The organism is Campylobacter showae CSUNSWCD, from assembly GCF_000313615.1.
GTDB classification, from domain to species: Bacteria; Campylobacterota; Campylobacteria; order Campylobacterales; family Campylobacteraceae; genus Campylobacter_A; species Campylobacter_A showae_A.
The window spans coordinates 153,574-173,396 of the sequence record NZ_AMZQ01000008.1 but is presented as its reverse complement, the minus strand read 5'-3'; the positions used below and the strand labels follow the sequence as shown (position 1 = coordinate 173,396).

The window sequence follows — 19,823 nt, the reverse complement described above, 5'->3', positions numbered from 1 at the left end:
TGGGCTAAATTTAGCATAAATTTTATAAAAAATAAATTTAGCACGGCCGCCGTTTCCGCCGCACGCGGGCAAAAATATTAAAAATCGCGCTATATAATCGACTTTTTAAATTTAAAGGACGACGATGAGGAAAATTTTATTTTTATTTCTAGCCGTTTTTGCGGCGAGCGTTTTGGCTAAACAAGCGCCGGTCGCGCAGGCGACTAAAACGCGGCAGCTGGACGCAAATTTGAGCGCGTCAAATTTGACGGCGAAGGATAAAACCGCGCAAAAGCTAAATTTGACCCAGGATCCGACTATTGCGAGCGGAGAGCTAGCAAACGGGCTAAAATACTATGTCAAGGAAAACAAGCAACCCGCAAATTCGGCATATTTTTATCTAGTCGTAAACATCGGCTCGACCGACGAGCGCGAAAACGAGCTGGGACTGGCGCACTTTACCGAGCACATGGCCTTTAACGGCAGCCGCGAGTTTAGCAAAAACGAGCTAGTTAAAAAGCTAGAGAGCCTCGGAGTGGCCTTTGGCGCGGATCTAAACGCGCAGACTAGCTACGATCAGACTAGCTATCTGCTAGAAATCCACGTAAACGAGCAAAATTTAAAGGACGTTTTCCGCGTCTTTCGCGACTGGATCGACGGTGTGAGCTTTGACGCGGCCGAGCTGGATAAAGAGCGGGGCATCATCGTCGAGGAGGAGCGCGCCAGAAACACGCCTGCGTATAGATTTTACATCAAAAACCGCGTGCCCGAGCTATACGGCGATAGCATCTACGCCAAAAGGTCGCCCATCGGCGATATGAATATCGTAAAAAACGTCGACGTGGCGACCATAAAGGGCTTTTACGGCAGGACGTATCAGCCTAGATTTATGAAATTTATCGCAGTCGGCGACTTTGATAAAAAGCGCATAGAGGAGCTGATAAAGCAAAGCTTTGGCCCCGCTAAAAACACAAACGACTACGTGAGTCCGGATAAAACTATCCCTATAAAAAGCGGCTTTAGCGTAAATAACTACGACTCCGCCGAGATCGGGCTAAACTCGATAAATTTGATCTTTACGCAAAAGTACAAATTTGACGACGAGATCCAAAGGCTTAGGCAAAATTTGCTAGTAAACTACATCTCAGACCTGGTCGCCATGATATACGAGCAGCGAAATTTAGCCCTGCGCGGGCGATTTTACTCGCCGATCATCGAGGATCAAAACGTGCTTTACGCCTTTGAGATAAACGCCGTGGATGATGATTTTAGCGGCGCGCTTAGCGATCTGGCGAGTGTTTTAAAGGGAGTGGAGAAATTTGGCTTTAGCCAGGCTGACTTTGAAAGCGCAAAAAAAGATTTTATAAACTCGGCTAAAAATGCCTATTTGCAAGCGGGCAACAAGCGCTCGAGCGCGGTCGCGGCAAATATCGAGGATACGACTAGGATCGGCGGCGTGCTGCTAGGCGACAAGGACTTGCGCGACGTCACTTTGGCGCTGCTTGATGAGATCAACCTTGAGGAGGTAAACGCCGAATTTAGGCGGATACTGGCCATCGACGCAAAAAATCTAAACGTAATTAGCGCCAAAGGAGCGAAGCTAAACGAGGCTAAATTTGATCAAATTTGGGCGGAGGCAAAGCCGTACGACACGCTAGCCGCAAATCAGGCAAAGAGCGAGCTTTTCGACTACGACGCGCTAAAGCCTAAAAATTTCGTATCAAAAAAGCATAACGAAAAGCTTGATTTTTACCTTTACGAGCTACCAAACGGCGCGCGCGTGGCATTTAAGGAGGTAAAAACCAAAAAAGACGTCGTCTGGCTAAGCGCGGTTAGTCGCGGCGGCACGTCAAATTTGGCCAAACCAAAGCAGGGAGCGCTAGCCGTAGAGGTCTCAAACGAGAGCGGGGCGGGGGAGTTTAGCAACTACGACCTGGCTAAAATCCTAAGCGGCAAGCAGCTAAGCTATAGCAAATTTATCGATCAGCTTTCGCAAGGATACAGCGCAAGCTCGGCTAGCGCGGACTTTGAGTGGCTTTTGCGCGCGCTGTTTTTGGAGTTTAGTGAGCCTAGATTTGACGAAAACGCGCTAAAAAAGACAAAAATCAATGAGCTTGAAAAGTTGGAAAAGACCAAAAATCTGCCTGAGCGTAAATTTCGCGACGAATTTGCGAGATTTTTCTACGAAAACAACCCGCGAACGAACCCGCTCGAGGCCGCGGACATAAACGAGCTGCAGATGAACGACGTAAAAAAGATAGTGAAGGAGAAATTTACCAACGCGGCTTCGTATGATTTTATCGTAGTCGGCGATCTAAATTTGACCGCAGCCGAGCCGCTTTTACAAAAATATCTGGCAAATTTGCCAGCGCGCGCGGAACGCGAAAATTTTGTCGATGACGGCGTAAGGACGATCGCGGGCGAACGGGAGTTTAAGCGTAATTACCAAACCACGCAGCGAAGCGACGCCGCGATGATACTGAAAAACGAAAACGTGAAGTATTCGCGCCCAGAGTTACTGCGCGTAAACGCCCTATCTGCAGTGCTTTCGATGATGCTGCGCGAGGACGTGCGCGAGGACCGCGGGCAGGTCTACGGCTTGGGCGTGCATATGAATCTCGCAAAATACCCGTACGAAAGCTTCACCGCGCATTTTGGCTTTACGGCTGCGCCTGATAACGTAAATGCCGTGCTAGGCGAGATAAAATCAAACGTCGCCGAGCTAAAAGGCGGCGCGGACATCCAGCGCTATCTGCAAAATTTCAAAAAATCAGCGCTCGTAAAAATGCGCCAATCCTACGTTCAGGGCGAGTTTTGGACGCGCGCGGTCATGCGCGAGCTGGTTTTTGGCGATGAGGTTTTGAGCCTGGACGAGTACGAAAAGGCGGTAAATGCGCTCACCGAGCAGGACGTAAAAGACGCGGCGAAGCTCTATCTAAACGAGAAAAACGTCGTGATAAGCGTAAATAATCCCGCCTCGGCGAAGTAAAATTTAAGCCCTGGCGGTAAATTTGATTTGCTGCCCGGGCGACGAGTAAAATTTGGCTTTAGTTGGCTGAGGGCTGTTAAATTTGAAGCTAAATTTACCTCTCGCCAAACGAAATTTGAGTTAAATCATCTCAAATTTAACTCAAATTCCCCTGACATTTTATCTCCTTTTATCTATTTGCTTTGTAAATTTGAGTTTGAGTCTGATTTGCTTCGGTTGCTATCTACGTAAATCACCTGAGCCATACCGCTTTCGGCTCTACCTATAGCGCTATTTATCCCGTCTCGTTTTTCCATTTCATTTGCCCATTTTATGAAAGTTCTAATGTCTTTAAACGTAGCATTTTGATCAGGGCAATGCGGATTATAGAAATTTATTTCTTTGTCAAATTCTTCTATCTTTTTCGGGTCTATCGGCTTTGGTTTGTATTGTAAAAGGCCGTCTTGATATATGTGCCAGTAAGGAGCATGTTTGTATTTATTATTGGTCCTTTGTATCTTTTCTTCGGCCTCTTCGTCTCTACCTTGATTCATTTTATAGATATAGTTTTCTTTATAATCAATCCATCCCTTGCGCTTTTTATAGCACTCCTCATACGCCTTCTTTAGTTCCTCTTTCGTAGGTTGCCCTACGACGTCGTATTTTAAAAGAAGCTTTAGCATAGGTTCGTAGTTTGGGATAGTATCTAGCAAGATATATAAAGATCGCATAAATTCGGAATCGTCTCTTAGTCCGTGAAAAAACGTATTTGGATGATCGTCTAGTTTTGGTCTATACCCGCTAGCAAGGGCAAGTTCGGTCATCTCTACGTAGTTATGGGTTACTATATATCCTATCGGATCGTTTACGTCTTTGGATTCTTTATTGACTTGGTAATTATCTCGATATACTATCTTTACGTCGTCTCCGTCTATGATAAGTTTTTCGATATTGTAGTAAAAAGGAGTTTTTCTATACCACTGTACCGCCTTTACTTCATCAAATTTAACCCCGCTATCAAGCAGTAGCTTAGCGGTCTTTGTGGAGTTGTTTTCTATGGCGTAGGCCAGGGGTGAGAGTTTGTAGTTATCTTGCGCATGAGCGTTTGCGCCCATATCTATAAGTCTTTTTGCCGTGGCTTCGTCGTCGTAAAAGCTAGCGTACATCAAAGGAGTAACGCCGTCTATTAGTGGAGAATCTATGCTAATGTTATTATCTTGCATAAATTTTAAAATTTGATCCGTTTGCTTTGATTTTAAAAGCTTGCGGAAATTTTCCGCAAATGCGTTGTCTTGTATCTGCTTATCTATATCCCAGTATCTAAAAGCAAAATCGTCTATCTCCTCTTGCGTTACGTATTTGCTTAGCTCCGAACCGGGGATTATCTTAGTATCGGCAGTGACTACAAAGCGAGTGGGGCCGGATAGCTTTTCGTAAATAAAATTTACGAAAACGATGAGGCAAAGAGCGGCGAGGCTAAGTGCGAGTTTGTTCAAATTTATCCCTTAATTCAAATTTGCGAAATCTTAGCCAAAGGGCGGTTAAATTTGAGTGAAATTTGGAAAATGTAGGGGTAAATTTGGGCGGGTTACCTCAATCTTTTTAGTCGAGTTTTTGAAATTTTATAAATTTTCGAGCTTGCGTTTTGGCTGAAATTTTGATCCACGACCTGATCCGCCGCCGCTTTCGCCCAGACTTCGTCGAAATTTTGTCCGTTTAAATTTGCGCTGCTAGAGTAGAGCCAGTCAAATTGCCTCAAAAACTCCTCATGGGCGCACTCTTTTACGACGCGCACGGCGGTGCCATTCGGGTATAAAAAAGTCGTTTTCCTCGCGCGGCGCACTAAATTTTTAAATTTAGCAGGTACGCGAGCGAGATTTTTTAGCTCGCTAAATTTCGCCGTCGTTATGAGGCAGGGTTTGTCCGCCGCTCGGCCTTTGAGCGCGTTTATCTCGCGAAAATCCTTGCTCAAAAACCCGGCCGTCGTATCGGTCTGCGCCAAATAGATCATCTCTCCTCCAAATTTACGCCTTTTTCCTATCTTTAGCCAGCAAAAATATGCACGAGATAATGAGCGTAAAGCCCGCAAAATCAAGAAATACAAACTCCGTCCCCAGCCAAAAATAAGCAAACGCCGCGGCGCTAACGGGCTCGATGCACGCTATCATGCTCGCCCTGCTCGCGCCTATTATCTTTAGCCCCGTCATGTAAAAGCTAAACGCGCATATCGTGCCTAAAATCACCACCACGACAAGCGCCGCAAAGCCGTCTGCGTCGCTCACGCCGCCCAGCTGCCAAACCCGCGTGTAAAGCGCAAGCGCGCCGCCGCCGATGACCATGCCCCAGCCTAAATTTAACGCGACGGGGTATTTTTGATTTAGCTTAGTCGGGATGAGGCTGTAGATCACGACGCCAAGCGCGCTAATGAGGCACCAAACCAGCGCCTCTGCGCTGATAACGAGCGAGCCAAGATCGCCGTGAGTGGCGAGCAACACGACGCCCAGCACCGCGAAAATGAGCGCGATGAGCTCGACCTTTTTAGGCGCGCGCCGCTCTAAAAAGCAAACGACGGCAAGGATGAGCGCGGGCGCGGAGTACTGGATCACGGTCGCGACGGCGGCGTTTGAGAGCTCGACACCGCAAAAGTACGAATACTGTGTCATCATAAGCCCAAAAAACGCGTAGATGAGCAGCTGCGGCAAAAGCACGCGATCTTTTAGCGGAGCGAGGGCTAGGCGCGGCGAGCGAGCGATGTAATACGCTACCATCGCAAGCCCGGCGAGGCCTAGGCGGTAGGGCACGAGCCAGTCGGCGCTGACGCCCTTTTGCGTGAACAGATACTGCCCGCAAACACTGCTAAATCCCCATAATACGCCGCCAAGAAGCGTGACGAAAACACCGAAAAATTCACTCTGAGATCTCATTTGCCGCCTTAAATTTAAAGCCAAAGTATATAATCTTATGCTTAAGCTGGGGTTAAATTTGGGCGAGAGCTGGCGGAGCGAAGCTAAATTTTGATTAAGCCGTGTTAAACGATGAAAACTATAAAATTTAAAAACAAAAGGGAGAAAATTTGGGCGAAACGACTTTTGCGATTGTATTTTTCTGCGCTTGCGTGCTATTTTTATCGGCGGTTGGATACTTTGCTTTCGGCATTTTGGCGAAATTTTACGCGTTTATCAAATTTGCCGTCCGCTTTTGCTTGCAAGAGCCTAAATTTAGCCTCGCCGTGTTTGCGCCCGCGTTCATTTTGTCGCTTTACATCGCGCTAGTTTCGCAAAATTTGGTTTTGATTTTACTTGGAGTGCCTCGGCAAATGTTTTCGGCAGGCCAGCTTCCGGGTTGTTTTTAGATGTGCTACTTTTTGCATTTTCGATGATTGCGAAGCTAGAAGAGCAATATTTTTACGTTTTTTCGTTTCGTTTGGCGCTTTTGGAGCTGCTTTGCGGGCTTATCACGGCGATAATTTCGAGGGATATTTTTAGCATTTACGTCCCGTGCGCGCAGATTCTACTCGTATTTTGCGTATGTTTTGATTTTTTGTGCCTAAGCGCGGCGAAAGCAAATGCAAAGCTGCTAGAAGAGTTAAGCACGAAAAAGGACTTAAGCGAGTCAGAAAAACTCGCCAAAGAGGCGCTAGAGCGGCTCGCAAACTCGCCAAATAAAGAAGAAGCGCTACTAAAAGCAAACCTCATCCGCATAAAACTAAGGCAGATACGACGGGTGGCTTAAATTTATGGTATTAGCCGTTTAAATTTAGCGTTTCACGCGTCAAATTTGAGCTAAATTTGGCTCATTTATTGACGAGTGCGGTCAAATTTAAACAAGCTTTAACGAGTCGGCTAGCGACGCCCGAAAATTCGCCCGAAAAACGCAGCCGTTTGGCGAGCCCTAAGCAAAACAAACGCCAGCAGCTGCCTACAAATCTGCATAATAAGATATGCCGACATCATCACGCAAGCGCTCGCAAAGCCAAAGCCGATTATCTCATAACGCAAAAATAGACCTAATCTCGTCTGCATTATAAACTCCCACGCCGGCCGATAAGTGTGCCATATGCTATAACCCGAGAAAAAAACATCCAGTCCGCCGAAAATAAAAAAGCACACGATAAGCGCAAATAAAATAATGCCTTGCGAAAGCGCTTGGGCGTCACTTTTGTTTCCTTTGAGCCTGCCAGTGGCTCCTTTTGCCACGCCGTAAAGTCCCGCAAACAGCAAACAAACGGGCATAAAAAAGCATAAATAGCTAAGATGAAACGCCGCTACATCGCCAAAGGCGGTTTTAGTCTGCGCTACGCTTATAGCAGGATAAAAATCCGCCATAAACGTCGTAAAGTCTCTAAAAACCGCGTGAACGGACAAGATGTCTTCGGGCACGATAAATAGGCTAAGAGCTGCCAAAACATAAGCGATCAGGCTAACAAAAAAGGCGATTTCAATCTTCCTTGCGGCCAATCTTAATCTTGCTTTTAGTCTTATCATTTTCTTGCTTTATATTTTGATCGCAAACGGCGCAAGCGGGAATCTAAAGAAAATTTAATTCCGTGCACGTTTCAGTGTGATTTTGCAGTTGGCATCTGAAGTAGCATTCAGCTAAATTTAGAACGTAAATTTTGCCCCTAAATTTAGCTAATTTTACAGATGTCAAATTTGGCGGCTAAATTTGACGCGCAAATTTGACGATTTTAGTTTTTAGCCTCACTCGCCGCCCAGATACTCCTGCAGGCTCTTAACTTCAAGCGCGCTGCCGTCCTGCACGCTTTTTAGCGATTTAGCCGCCGCTAGAGCCGCCGACATCGTAGTGAAATACGGAATCTTAAACCGCATGATGTTCTGCCTGATTTTCTTGCCGTCCTCGCTGTTTGACTTGCTGTCGCTGGTGTTGATGACAAGCGCGATGTCGCCGTTTTTGAGCTTGTCCTCGACGTTTGGGCGACCTTCACTGATCTTATAGACAAACTCGCTTTCTACGCCTGCGTCATTTAAAATTTTATACGTTCCGCCCGTGGCGATGATTTTAAAGCCGAGATTTATTAGCTCGCGCGCCAAATTTGCGGCGTATTTTTTGTCTGCGTCGGCAAGGGTCAAAAAGACTAGCCCGCTAGTAGGAAGCGAGTTGCTAGCGGCGATCTGGCTTTTTGCAAAGCTCTTTGCAAAATCACTTGATATGCCCATGACCTCGCCTGTGCTTTTCATCTCAGGCCCCAGGATTAGATCCGCGCCAGAGAGCTTGTTAAACGGAAACACCGCCTCTTTTACGCAGACGTGATTTTTCACTCGAGGCTTGAGTATGCCGCGCTCCTCGTAAACTGCGCCGTAGTTGTCGTAAAATTTAAGTGCCTCGCGCAAATCGCCCTGCCACATCACGCGCGTGGCGACCTTTGCCATCGGCACGCCCGTCGCCTTGCTAACAAACGGCACGGTGCGGCTGGCGCGCGGGTTTACCTCGATCATGAAAAGCTCGTTCTTGTAGATGGCAAACTGGATATTCATGAGCCCTACGACGCCCAAATTTAGCGCGATGTCGCGGGTTTGGTTTTCTACCTTTTCGATCATCTGCGCGGTCAAATTTAGCGGAGGCAGTATGCACGCGCTGTCGCCGCTATGGATGCCCGCCTCCTCGATGTGCTGCATCACGGCGCCGATATAGACGTCCTTGCCGTCGCTGATCGCGTCCACGTCGAGCTCTACGGCGTCTTGTAAAAATTTATCGATCAGCACGGGCGAGTGGTTGCTGACCTTGACCGCCTCGCTCATATATAGGCGCAGCTCCTCGTCGCTATGCACCCGTCTCATCGCGCGGCCGCCTAGCACGTAGCTAGGGCGCACAAGTACGGGATAGCCGATGGCCGCGGCCTTTTCTAGCGCCTCTTTTTCGCTTGTAGCGGTGTCGTTTCGCGGCTGTTTGACGCCGATTTTAGAGATAAATTCGCTAAATTTCTTTCTATCCTCGGCGACGTCGATCGTGCGCGCGCTGGTGCCGATGATTTTTGCGCCGGCTATGCTCAGGCGTTTAGCAAATTTTAGCGGAGTCTGGCCGCCAAAGTGCACGATCACGCCGTCTGGGTTCTCGTGCTCGATCACGGCTCTAACGTGCTCGAAATCAATCGGCTCAAAGTACAAAATATCGCTCGTATCGTAGTCGGTGCTGACGGTTTCGGGGTTGCAGTTGTACATTATGGTTTTTACGCCCATGTCGCGTAGCGCGTAGCTAGCGTGCACGCAGCAGTAGTCAAACTCTATGCCCTGGCCTATGCGGTTTGGACCGCCGCCGATGATCATCACTTTTTTCTCTTTTTGCGCCGAATTTGAACTTAAATTTGACTCTGCAAAATTTGACGCAAGATGCGGCAGCTTGGTGATATTCGTCGTCGAGTAGAGGTACGGCGTGAGTGCCTTAAATTCGCCCGCGCAGGTATCAACCTCGTTGTATTCTAGGTTTATGCCCATTTTCTCGCGCGCAAAATAAATATCGTTTTGACCCAGATCAAGGTTGTCTTTTAAATTTATTAGATGCGCGATCATCTTGTCCGAAAAGCCCATCGTTTTGGCCTCTCTTAGCAGCGGTTCGTCGTTTAGGATGTCCATATCGATGCGCTCTTCAAATTTAACGATCTGCCAAATTTGATCCAAAAACCACGGATCGATCTTGCTCATCTCGTGCACTTCAGCCACGCTAAGGCCGTCGCGAAACGCCTGCGCGACGTATAAAATGCGGCTTTCATTCGCGTTTCTAAGTCCGTAAACAAGCGCGTTTTTCTCCAAATTTACGAAGTTAAATCCGTAATAATCCTTTTCCATCCCGCAAAGCGCTTTTTGGATGCTTTCCTTAAACGTCCTACCGATCGCCATCACCTCGCCCACGCTCTTCATCGCGGTGCCTAGATACGGGTTAGCGCCTGGGAATTTCTCAAACGTAAAGCGCGGGATCTTGGTCACGATGTAGTCGATGACGGGCTCAAAGCTAGCAGGCGTGCCGGTGATGTCGTTTTTGATCTCATCCAGACTAAAGCCCACCGCCAGCATCGTAGCGACCTTGGCAATCGGGTAGCCCGTGGCCTTGCTTGCTAGCGCCGAGCTACGGCTCACGCGCGGGTTCATCTCGATCACGATCATGCGGCCTGTTTTTGGATTTATAGCAAACTGCACGTTGCTGCCGCCCGTATCCACGCCGATCTCGCGTAAAATTTTAAAGCTAGCGTCGCGCATTGCCTGATACTCTTTATCAGTTAGCGTAAGAGCCGGCGCAACCGTGATGCTGTCGCCCGTATGCACGCCCATAGGATCGAAGTTTTCGATCGAGCAGACGATAATGCAGTTGTCGTTGCGGTCGCGGATGACCTCCATCTCGTACTCTTTCCAGCCTAGCAAGCTCTCCTCGACCAAAATTTCATGTATCGGACTGGCATCCAGGCCGGTTTGGGCTAGTTCTTTAAATTCGTCGATATTATACGCTACGCCGCTACCTGCACCGCCAAGAGTATAGCTAGCGCGGATGATGAGCGGAAAGCCGATGTTTGCGGCTGCGGCTAGCGCCTCATCCATGTCGTAGGCGTACTGGCTTTGCGGCAGGTCCATACCGATCTTTTGCATCGCCTTTTTAAACTCCTGCCTATCCTCGCCCTTTTTGATCGCTTGCGGGTTGGCGCCTAGAAATTTGACGCCGCCTAGCATATCCGCTTCGTATAGCTGCATCGCGACGTTTAGCGCGACCTGACCGCCCATCGTAGGCAGTATGGCATCGACTTTTTCTTTATCTATGATGCGCTTGATGCTCTCTTTGGTTATCGGTTCGACGTAGGTCGCGTCGGCGAAATCAGGATCGGTCATGATGGTGGCCGGGTTTGAGTTTATGAGTACGACGCGGTAGCCAAGCTGCTTTAGCGTCTTTGCAGCTTGCGTGCCACTGTAGTCAAATTCGCACGCTTGGCCTATGACGATAGGGCCACTGCCGATGAGTAAAACGGTGTTGATGTCGGTTCTTTTTGGCATTATTTTTCCTTTGTTACGACGTATAGATACGAGGGTATTGTTATGTTTACGTAGGGCTTTACGGCCGCGCTTTTATATAGGCTCTCTTGGATCACGCCAGTGACCTTACCTACTGAAATTCCGCTGAAAAATATCCCGTCAAGCCCGCTCGTTACGACTTCGTCGCCCTCTTTTGGATTAAGCCACTGGGGGATAAATTTCACCGTTATTCCATCTTTGCTCCCGTGCGCAATGCCAGGGATCTTTTCATCGCCGATAGAGACGGCGAATATACTTTTTGGATCGTTTTGAAGCAAAGCTAATGGATTTCCGTCCTTGTTCACGACGATACCCGCACTCTTGCCTTGATAAATTAGTCCGTAAATTTTAGACTCGTCGTAGCCGTCAAATTTATCCAGCCAGACCTTGTCGTAGTCGCTGATATTTACGTAGCTAAGAGCCCGTACGAGCTGGACTCTAGGCTCGTATGCGGTCGAGTTTTTGTCAAGCAAAATTTCATTTAGCTCCTTTGCGAAGCTTGAAAGCAATGCTGCCGATTTTTCTAGCTCAGCATTTTGAGCGCGAAGTTGCTTTATCTCCTCGCTCTGCCTAAAATGCTCGTTTACGGTATCTTTTACAAATTTGACGGCATCGTCGTAGGCGGCAACAATGCGACTATTTAAATTTACGATGTAGCTAGAAACGAGTGCGCCCTTGTCAAGCGAAAAAAATATCAATGCACCGACAAGAGCGACGAATAAAATTTTACTCTTCATTTACGAGTTGTTGTAAAAATTTAATCTCCTCAAGAGCCTTGCCGGTGCCTCTGGCTACGGCTAGCAACGGATCGTCCGCAACGAAAACTGGAAGTTTTACGATATCGCTTAGATACTTATCAAGCCCGCGAATCAGCGCTCCGCCTCCGGTTAGCACAATACCGTTTTCTACGATATCGCCGGCAAGATCGGGTGGCATCATCTCAAGCACGGTTTTTAGGGCGTCGGCGATCTCTTTTAGCGGTTCGCGCATGGCCTCGCGCACGTCTTCGCTAGTTAGCTCCACGCGGCTTAGCAGACCGCTGATTTGGTCGCGACCTTTTACTACGATGCTAAGCTCCTCAGGAAGCTGGATCGCCGAACCGACCGAGATTTTGATATCTTCGCCCGCGCGCTCGCCGATTAGGAGGTTGTATTTTTCTTTTATATAGTTTACGATACTCATATCGATCTTATCGCCCGCTGTGCGGATAGACTTGCTGATGACTAGACCGCCAAGAGATACAACGCCGATCTCAGTCGTACCGCCGCCGATATCGACGACTAAATTACCTTGCGGTTCGCGCACGGGTAAATTTGCTCCGATAGCCGCAGCCATCGGCTCTTCTATCAAAAATACTTCTCTAGCCCCGGCGCTTAGCGCGCTCTCGCGCACGGCTTTACGCTCGACTTGAGTTAGACCGTAAGGCACTGAGATGATGATGCGAGGGCGCAGGAAGCTCTTTCTGCGGTGAGTTTTTTCGATGAAATATCGGATCATCTTTTCTGTCATATCAAAATCCGCGATAACGCCGTCTCTCATCGGACGGATCGCCTCGATGTCGCCCGGAGTTTTACCCACCATCTCTTTTGCTTCGTGTCCGACGGCTAATATTTTTTGCTTGCCGTATTTTTCGCGTTGTACTGCAACGACCGACGGCTCGTTTATGATGATGCCTTTATCTTTTACTAGAACTAGCGTATTTGCCGTGCCTAGGTCGATACCCATATCGCTTGAAAAAAATCCTATTAGTTGGTCTAAAATCATCTGTATCCTTATGCGCTTATTTTATTATTTTTTACGAAAATCGGCTTTTCTTTGCCGTTTACAACCTCTTTGGTGATCACCACGTCGTAGCCCGCAAGCTCCGGCAGTTCGTACATTATATCTGTCATCACCTCTTCCATTATACTTCGCAGCCCCCTAGCGCCCGTTTTTCGCTCGATAGCTAGCCTTGCGATCTCTTTTAGTGCTTCGTCGTCAAATTTCAAATTCGCCCTATCTATCGCGAAAAGCTTTTGGTATTGCTTCAAGATCGCGTTTTTGGGCTCGGTTAAAATTCGCACCATATCATCCTCGGTGATTTTATTTAACGTAGCGACAACGTGTAACCTACCGATAAGCTCAGGAATCAGTCCAAAATGCACCAGATCGTCGCTCTCTAGTGCGTCTAGCAAATTTTCCCTATCGTCTTTAGAGCGTTTATCTTGACCAAATCCCAGCACGTTTTTTCCGATCCTGCGCTCGATGATGTCAGCCAGGCCGTCAAACGCGCCGCCGCAGACAAAGAGGATGTTTGAAGTATCTATCTGGATAAATTCCTGATTAGGGTGCTTTCTGCCGCCTTTTGGAGGGATATTTACGAGGCTACCCTCGATGATTTTTAAAAGCGCCTGCTGCACGCCCTCGCCGCTCACGTCGCGCGTGATCGAGCGGTTTTCGCTCATTCTGGCGATCTTATCTATCTCATCGACGAAAACTATGCCCTGCTCGGCGCGCTTTACGTCGCCGTCCGCGGCCTGCAAAAGGCGGGTCAGGATATTTTCCACGTCTTCGCCGACGTAGCCAGCCTCCGTTAGGCTCGTCGCGTCGCAGATAGCGATAGGCACGTCTAGAAATTTAGCCAGAGTCTGCGCCATCAGCGTCTTGCCGCTACCGGTAGGACCGACTAGCAAGATATTTGATTTTGAGATCTCCGTATCATCCTCGATCTCGCCTTTTCTAAAAATTCTTTTGTAGTGATTATAAACGCCGACACTAAAGACCTTTTTAGCTTTATCTTGGCCAATTACGTAGTTATCCAGCACCGCCTTTAGCTCTTTTGGCGTCAAATTTTGATAGTCTCTAGTTCGCTCTTCTTTTTCCTGCTCGCGGTTTTCTTCGCCGTAAAGCACCTTGTAAGCGGCAGTGATGCAGTGCTCGCATATAAACGCAGTCCCGTTTATATCGGCCAGTAGCCTCCTATCGGCAGACTCTACCTCGCTGCAAAAATTACATTTTCTCGCCATTATTCTCTTCCTTTTGCTAATGGGATACCGCGCTTGGTGCTTAGGATAAATTCACACATTTTTCGCACCTGTTCTATTTGCGCGCCCGCTAAAAGCTCGCTAGCCGCGGCTTTTAAATCCCCGCTTTTTCTAAATAAAAATTTATACGCCCTATTTATCTCTTCGACTGCGTCTTTATCGAACCTGCGCCTGATACCGACTAAATTTAAGCTTCTGATATAGGCTCGGTTGCCCTCTGCTAGGCAAAACGGCACGACGTCCTGAGATAGCGCGCTAGCACCCGCGATCATGCAGCTCTCGCCCACTCTCACGAACTGATGTATCGGCGTCATACCGCCCACGACGCTATAGTCTCCTAGCTCCACGTGACCGGCTAGAGTCGCGTTGTTTGCTAGGATGACGCTGTTTCCTATGATGCAATCGTGCGCTACGTGGCAGTAGGCCATGATAAATGCGTTATCGCCGATACGCGTGATCCCGTCGCCTTTGTGCGTGCCTGAGTTTATCGTGCAAAACTCGCGGATCGTCGCGTTTTTACCGATACGAACGCCAGTGTTTTCCTCGGCGCGGTAGCTCACGTCCTGCGGGATGTCGCCCACGATGGCGTAGCTGTAAATTTTACCGCCCTCGCCGATATGCGTATCGCCCACGATCCTAGCGCCTTGTTTTACGAGTACGCCGTCGCCTAGCACGGCGTCTTTGCCGACGTAGGCATAGGCCTCGATCGTTACGTCCTCGCCGATCTTGGCACCGTCCTCGACGACGGCTTGCGGATGGATATTTCTCATTTTGGCTCGCTTATTTATCTACGATCATAGCTTTTAGCTCGGCTTCGCACGATAGCGTGCCGTCCACGTAGGCTTCGCCTTTTAGCACCCAGATGTTGCCTTTGTGTTTTAGCACTTCGAGGCGGTACTCGAGCCTGTCGCCGGGGCGTATAGGATGGCGAAATTTCGCTCCGTCGATGCTCATAAAATAAACGACTTTATTTTCGATACCCGCTTGATGTTCGTCGCTCATGCTCTTAAACGCGAGTACGCCGCCTGCTTGCGCCATACCCTCGATGATCATGACGCCGGGATATATCGGGTGGCCCGGGAAATGCCCCTGAAATACGGGCTCGCCGATCGTTACGTTTTTGTACGCAACGATGTGTTTGGCGGGCTCAAGCTCGGTAACTCGGTCGATTAGCAGAAATGGATATCTGTGCGGGAGTATTTTTTGGATTTCAACGATGTCGATCACTTTAAACCTTGTGAGTAAAATTTAAAGCCGATTTTAGCCAAATTTTGCTAAGAAAAAGATTATTGATTTGGCCGTGGCAAAATTTAGCCTCTAAATTTCCGCGCCCGTTTTTTATCTCGAGCACGCTAAATTTGGCTCAAATTTGCGCCACCAAAACCTCGCGACTATCGTTATAAAGCTCGTCTTTAGCGTAGATTTCGTACCTGCCCGCGCGAATTTTGTCCAGCACGATTATAGGATTTTGGCTAAATTCTCCGCACAGCTCACGGCGGATTTCTAGCTCGCGAGGTACGGCGATAGGCCGGCGGCAAAGCTCGTTTACGCTAGCGAAATTTTCGCCCGAGAGCTCGTTAAATTTGGCTAAATTTAGCAGCATCACGCCGTCTCGCAGCTCGTCGCAAATTTGCGCTGTCTCGCTCACGCTAAATTTGACGTTTTCGCGCTTAAAATGCGAGTAAAGTAGAAAATACGACGGCACGACCGAGCCGCCAAATTTGACGTAGGCGCGTAGCAGGCGGTAGTTTAGAAAATATTTGCGCGACAGATGAAATTTCACGCCAGCAGCCTCGCACTCGCGCACCTTTTCATAAAGCTCCAGACGCTCTTCGATGCCTCCTGGCATCACTCGCCCGCCCACCTCGCTCATCAGCTCGCTAAGCGGCAGTTTTTGCGCCTCGCGCTGCTTGCTAAGCCCGAAAATACAGCCGCAATAGTTTTGATGATAGAGTTTATCTTTTTTAGCGAGCTCAAACTGCGTGTTCGTGCCGCCGCCCGCGCGGTAGTCCACGGCAAATGTTTCGAGGCCGTATTCGCTAGCGGCCTTATCTAGTGCGCTTTTTAGCTGCGAGAAGTCCTTTTTCGGACTCATCAGCAGCGTTGTGGTGATAGATTTTTCGCCCAGCTCGAGCGCTTTTTTAGCCGAATTTCCCACGCGAAAATCAAAGCAGTACGCGCAGCGCTTGCCCTTTTCAGGCTCGTTTTCAAGCCCCTTTGCGCCATCTAGCCACGCCTCGTATTCGTATTCGCCGCAGATGAGCTCGACCCCTAGCTTTTCGCAGCTCCTTTTTACGTCGCGAAACCTCATCATAAACTCGCTGTACGGGTGGATGTTGGGATCGTAGAAATAGCCAACTAGACGCTCGTGCGGACGGTCGGCGCGCAGGCGTTGCAGGAAATAGTGGCTGTCGACGGAGCAGCAGATGTGAACTAACATTTTACCTTTCTACGGCTTGTCTCGCGGATACTTTTTGCGGAGTTTGCTAAAATTTAGCTCGGCGGACTACTTGTCCAGCCTACGCAAAATTTTTAGCTTCACAACCTCAAAAATTATCTCGCGATACCGCGCCTTTTTATTTTAAATTTATGATGCCGCAACCCGACACGGTCGCACCCAATAAAAAATTATCCAAATATACTATTTTGTCTTGAATATTTTGCCGATTTTACTAAATTTAACTGCAAATTTCATTAAAGCTAGCAGCTTAAATTTAAAAACGCGCAGCGTGCTAAATTTTGACTAAACCAAATTTAGCGCCGTCAAGATGCAGGTCTCGGTGCGTAAAATTTCGAGTTAAATTTGCAAATTTGAGCGTAAAGTCAAGGCGAAGTATTTTGAGATGGATTTGAATGTTGTGCAGAAATTTTAAGTCAAGGCTAGACAAGTAGTCTGCCGCAGACTTAAAATTTCAAACTCATTCAAAGACGCTCAAAAGACGAGCCGCCAAATTTGCAAATTTAATCACTTAAAAATTCTGTGATTTTCTCTTCACACTCCCCGACGCTGCCGCTAAATTTACTCTCAAACTGCGATCTATTAAACGTCCGCTGACGCTTAGCCAGCTGTGCCGTGTGCGTACAGATGAGCTCTTCTAGCTCAGCCTCGGTTTTGATCTCGCCTCGCAAAAACTCGCCGCACTCTTTTAGTCCGACCGAGTTTAGCGGCTTTGGTCGCTGCGGATATCTCGCAAACAGCCCGCGCGCCTCATCCAGTAAACCCTGCTCAAACATCGCCCTAGTGCGTTCTTTAATGCGTCCTCTTAGCTCGTCCCTATCCCAGCTAAGCTCGAAAATCGCCAAATTTGACGCGACGGGGGCTAGGGTGTTTTTGCGCAGATACGCGCTCACGGCCTCGTCTCGCCCGCTAGAGCGCAAAAAGGAGTGGATATCAAACCACTTTTGCAGTCGGTAGGTGTCGTTTGCGCTAAATTTGGCGGCAAATTCGGGATCGAGGCTTGAAACTAGCTCGTAAATTTGAGAGTTTGATAGGCCGCTTTCTACGCGCTCAAATTTGGGCGTGAGACCCGATAAAAGCGCCTTTAGATAAAATCCGCTGCCGCCGGTTATAAATAAATTTTTGCCGTTTTTTTGCGCAAATTCGCGAGCCGTTTTATAAATATCAAAAAACATCCCGACGTCAAAATGTTCATCGGGCATCAGCAAATTTACCCCAAAATGCGGCACTGAGGCTAGCTCGTCCGCGCTGGGTTTAGCGCTAGCGATATCGATAAATTTATAAACGCAAAGTGAATCAAGACTCAGAATCACTCCGTTAAATTCGCTTGCAAGCTTTAGCGCGAGCGCCGTTTTACCGCTAGCCGTGGTGCCGATGATGGCGAGTTCTTTCATAAAAATGCCTTAAAATTCGTGAATCTACTCAAATTTTATCACAATTTACGCTTTTATAAGATAAAATAAAGCAAAAATTTCAGGAAGATTATGCAAAAATTTATAAATATTTTAAAAGATATTAACGAACTGATCGTCTTTAAACACTCGATTTTCGCGCTACCTTTTATCTTTACCGCGATGATAACGGCGAGCGCGCAGGTAAACGGCACGGCTTGGTTTGGCTGGAAGCTGCTTATTTTGGGCGTTCTTTGCGCAGTTTCGGCGCGAAATTTCGCGATGGCGTTTAACCGCTACAAGGACGAGGACATCGACAAACTAAACCCGCGCACGGCAAATCGCCCGAGCGTAGACGGGCGTATCGGCAGGACGAATTTGCAAATTTTTATCGCCGCAAACGCCGCCATCTTCGTGCTTGTCGCCTATCTCGTAAACGATCTTGCGTTTTGGCTGAGCTTTCCGATCCTAGCCGTACTTGGCGGATATTCGCTTTTTAAGCGTTTTAGCGAGCTAGCGCACCTAGTTTTAGGCCTCTCGCTAGGTCTTGCGCCGATAGCTGGAGCCGTCGCCGTTGCGGGCGAGATACCGCTTTTTAGCGTGCTGCTCTGCCTTGGCGTGATGTTTTGGGTGGCGGGATTTGACCTGCTTTATTCGCTTCAGGATATCGAATTTGACCGCGAGCACGGGCTTTTTAGCATCCCTAGTGTTTACGGCGAAAAGGCTACGATGTTTATCTCGGCGATCTTTCACGCCACGGCCGTGATATTTTGGTTGCTTTTTGCGTGGGCGGGAGGGCTTGGCGCGGCGGCGTATGCTGGCATTTTGCTCTGCGGTGGCATCTTAGTTGCCGAACACCGCATCGTTAGGCGAGATTTTAGCAAGATCGACCGCGCGTTTTTCACGCTAAACGGCTATCTGGGCATACTTTTTTTCGTTTTCGTTTGGGCTAGCCTATGAGACTGGTTCCAGCAAATTTAGACATAGTTTTTGAGGAAATCGGCGAGCGAGAGAGTGATTTTTTGCGCGAATTCGACAAACTAAGCGGCAACGAGGACGATCCGCTGGGAGCATGGATGAAGCGCGCCAAAGCAAAGGGCGACACGAAAGAAAGCGATCAGGTGATACTAACGCTACTTGTCGAGCTTCACCGCAAATTTGACGAGCTAAACGCCTATATAAAAAATGAAAAATTTATAAAACTAGAGCTTGCTCAATCTAGCGCGCTTGACGGGATAAATTTTGAAAATTTTAGGATAAAAGAGGCTAAATTTAAAGAAGGTGTGGGCTACTACGGACGCATTTTTATGCCTATTTTTCCAAAGCGAGACGTGGCGATATTTTTTGAAGCGCTAGATGAAAAAACCGCCAAAATCACGCGCATAAACGAGAGCGACGAGAGCGACTACAACGGCTACGTGACAGCCAGGGAGCGCGCTATGATAAGAGAACTAAAGGAGATGAACGATGAGTAACGACTTGATAATATTTGTAATTTTCGGGCTGATTTTAACGGTGCTTTTCGTGCTGGTTTTTATAAAAGATTTAGAGGCCTCAAGGAAATTTTCAAGATACGAAAAAGCTATCGAAAGCCTAATACAAGAGCTTCACGCGGTAAAAAAACAGGTTGCGAATTTTAATCAACACAGCGAGCCGGCCGAATTTGACGTAGTGCAACTAGAAAGCAACCTCGAACAGCGCCTAAACGAAAAAATAAATCAAAAAATAACTCCGATAATAAACACCCTCCAAGGCATCGAAAGCTCGATAGATAGCTTCCAAAGCCAGCAGCAAGATAGGCTATTTACGCTTGAAGAGCGCACCAAAAGCATCAGCAAGATCTCGGCTCCAAACGGCGAGGACGACGAAAAGCGCATCGTGCAGATGTATAGCGAAGGCAAAAGCGTCGAAAGCATCGCAAAAGAGCTGTGCGTTGGCGTCGGCAAGGTCGAGCTGACGCTAAAACTGCGGGAGCTGATTTAGTGTTAAAAC

18 protein-coding genes are annotated in these 19,823 nt (G+C 48.0%); 6 read left to right on the top strand and 12 right to left on the bottom strand.

Annotated features, from left to right (window positions below):
• Positions 1-124: 124 nt before the first annotated feature.
• Positions 125-2,968 (top strand): M16 family metallopeptidase, encoded by a 2,844-nt coding sequence (locus tag CSUNSWCD_RS06675; RefSeq protein ID WP_009495122.1) that lies wholly within the window; start codon positions 125-127, stop codon positions 2,966-2,968.
• A 173-nt stretch (positions 2,969-3,141) separates the two neighbouring features.
• Here CSUNSWCD_RS06675 and CSUNSWCD_RS06670 read toward each other — a convergent pair whose 3' ends face one another.
• The 3 genes from CSUNSWCD_RS06670 to CSUNSWCD_RS06660 all read right to left on the bottom strand — a co-directional run bounded on the left by CSUNSWCD_RS06670 (position 3,142) and on the right by CSUNSWCD_RS06660 (position 5,871).
• The gene (locus CSUNSWCD_RS06670; RefSeq protein ID WP_009495121.1) at positions 3,142-4,443 is read right to left on the bottom strand and encodes an ankyrin repeat domain-containing protein; all 1,302 of its coding nucleotides are present in this window, start codon (positions 4,441-4,443) and stop codon (positions 3,142-3,144) included.
• 92 nt (positions 4,444-4,535) lie between these two features.
• Entirely contained in the window at positions 4,536-4,958 is a 423-nt protein-coding gene (locus CSUNSWCD_RS06665) for a Sua5/YciO/YrdC/YwlC family protein (protein WP_034964494.1), read from the bottom strand.
• Positions 4,959-4,971: 13 nt separating this feature from the next.
• Positions 4,972-5,871, bottom strand: a complete 900-nt coding sequence (locus CSUNSWCD_RS06660) for a DMT family transporter (RefSeq protein WP_009495119.1) — start codon at positions 5,869-5,871, stop codon at positions 4,972-4,974.
• Positions 5,872-6,020: 149 nt separating this feature from the next.
• On the opposite strand from CSUNSWCD_RS06660, the gene CSUNSWCD_RS06655 reads away from it, so the two are divergent.
• Positions 6,021-6,299 (top strand): hypothetical protein, encoded by a 279-nt coding sequence (locus CSUNSWCD_RS06655; protein ID WP_009495118.1) that lies wholly within the window; start codon positions 6,021-6,023, stop codon positions 6,297-6,299.
• Positions 6,290-6,679 (top strand): hypothetical protein, encoded by a 390-nt coding sequence (locus CSUNSWCD_RS06650; protein WP_009495117.1) that lies wholly within the window; start codon positions 6,290-6,292, stop codon positions 6,677-6,679. The genes CSUNSWCD_RS06655 and CSUNSWCD_RS06650 overlap by 10 nt, the downstream gene beginning before the upstream one ends.
• Positions 6,680-6,789: 110 nt before the next feature.
• On the opposite strand, the gene CSUNSWCD_RS06645 is transcribed toward CSUNSWCD_RS06650, so the two are convergent.
• The 9 genes from CSUNSWCD_RS06645 to miaA form a co-directional block, all read right to left on the bottom strand.
• Positions 6,790-7,431 carry a hypothetical protein gene (locus CSUNSWCD_RS06645; RefSeq protein ID WP_034964493.1) on the bottom strand — a complete coding sequence of 214 codons (642 nt, stop codon included), beginning with the start codon at positions 7,429-7,431 and terminating at the stop codon, positions 6,790-6,792.
• 216 nt (positions 7,432-7,647) lie between these two features.
• A complete protein-coding gene (gene carB / locus CSUNSWCD_RS06640) occupies positions 7,648-10,941 on the bottom strand; it encodes a carbamoyl-phosphate synthase large subunit (protein ID WP_009495115.1) in 3,294 nt (1,097 codons plus the stop codon).
• Complete coding sequence (gene mreC, locus CSUNSWCD_RS06635) at positions 10,941-11,696, bottom strand: rod shape-determining protein MreC (protein WP_009495114.1); 756 nt, start codon at positions 11,694-11,696, stop codon at positions 10,941-10,943. Before mreC ends, carB begins: the two co-directional genes overlap by 1 nt.
• Positions 11,686-12,723 carry a rod shape-determining protein gene (locus CSUNSWCD_RS06630; protein WP_002947212.1) on the bottom strand — a complete coding sequence of 346 codons (1,038 nt, stop codon included), beginning with the start codon at positions 12,721-12,723 and terminating at the stop codon, positions 11,686-11,688. The genes mreC and CSUNSWCD_RS06630 overlap by 11 nt, the downstream gene beginning before the upstream one ends.
• A gap of 8 nt (positions 12,724-12,731) precedes the next feature.
• Positions 12,732-13,964 (bottom strand): ATP-dependent Clp protease ATP-binding subunit ClpX, encoded by a 1,233-nt coding sequence (clpX, locus tag CSUNSWCD_RS06625; protein ID WP_009495113.1) that lies wholly within the window; start codon positions 13,962-13,964, stop codon positions 12,732-12,734.
• Positions 13,964-14,752: an acyl-ACP--UDP-N-acetylglucosamine O-acyltransferase gene (lpxA, locus tag CSUNSWCD_RS06620; protein WP_009495112.1), complete on the bottom strand. Its 789-nt coding sequence runs from the start codon at positions 14,750-14,752 to the stop codon at positions 13,964-13,966. Before lpxA ends, clpX begins: the two co-directional genes overlap by 1 nt.
• Before the next feature lie 10 nt (positions 14,753-14,762).
• The gene (gene fabZ / locus CSUNSWCD_RS06615) at positions 14,763-15,209 is read right to left on the bottom strand and encodes a 3-hydroxyacyl-ACP dehydratase FabZ (protein ID WP_009495110.1); all 447 of its coding nucleotides are present in this window, start codon (positions 15,207-15,209) and stop codon (positions 14,763-14,765) included.
• 136 nt (positions 15,210-15,345) lie between these two features.
• Complete coding sequence (locus CSUNSWCD_RS06610) at positions 15,346-16,422, bottom strand: epoxyqueuosine reductase QueH (RefSeq protein ID WP_009495106.1); 1,077 nt, start codon at positions 16,420-16,422, stop codon at positions 15,346-15,348.
• Between the two features lie 521 nt (positions 16,423-16,943).
• Positions 16,944-17,834 (bottom strand): tRNA (adenosine(37)-N6)-dimethylallyltransferase MiaA, encoded by an 891-nt coding sequence (gene miaA / locus CSUNSWCD_RS06605; protein ID WP_009495100.1) that lies wholly within the window; start codon positions 17,832-17,834, stop codon positions 16,944-16,946.
• A 90-nt stretch (positions 17,835-17,924) separates the two neighbouring features.
• On the opposite strand from miaA, the gene mqnP reads away from it, so the two are divergent.
• The 3 genes from mqnP to CSUNSWCD_RS06590 are packed head-to-tail and all read left to right on the top strand — an operon-like array spanning position 17,925 to position 19,814.
• Positions 17,925-18,791: a menaquinone biosynthesis prenyltransferase MqnP gene (gene mqnP, locus CSUNSWCD_RS06600; protein WP_009495099.1), complete on the top strand. Its 867-nt coding sequence runs from the start codon at positions 17,925-17,927 to the stop codon at positions 18,789-18,791.
• Entirely contained in the window at positions 18,788-19,306 is a 519-nt protein-coding gene (locus CSUNSWCD_RS06595) for a hypothetical protein (RefSeq protein ID WP_009495098.1), read from the top strand. Before mqnP ends, CSUNSWCD_RS06595 begins: the two co-directional genes overlap by 4 nt.
• Entirely contained in the window at positions 19,299-19,814 is a 516-nt protein-coding gene (locus tag CSUNSWCD_RS06590) for a DUF6115 domain-containing protein (protein ID WP_009495097.1), read from the top strand. Before CSUNSWCD_RS06595 ends, CSUNSWCD_RS06590 begins: the two co-directional genes overlap by 8 nt.
• The last annotated feature ends 9 nt before the right edge of the window (positions 19,815-19,823 follow it).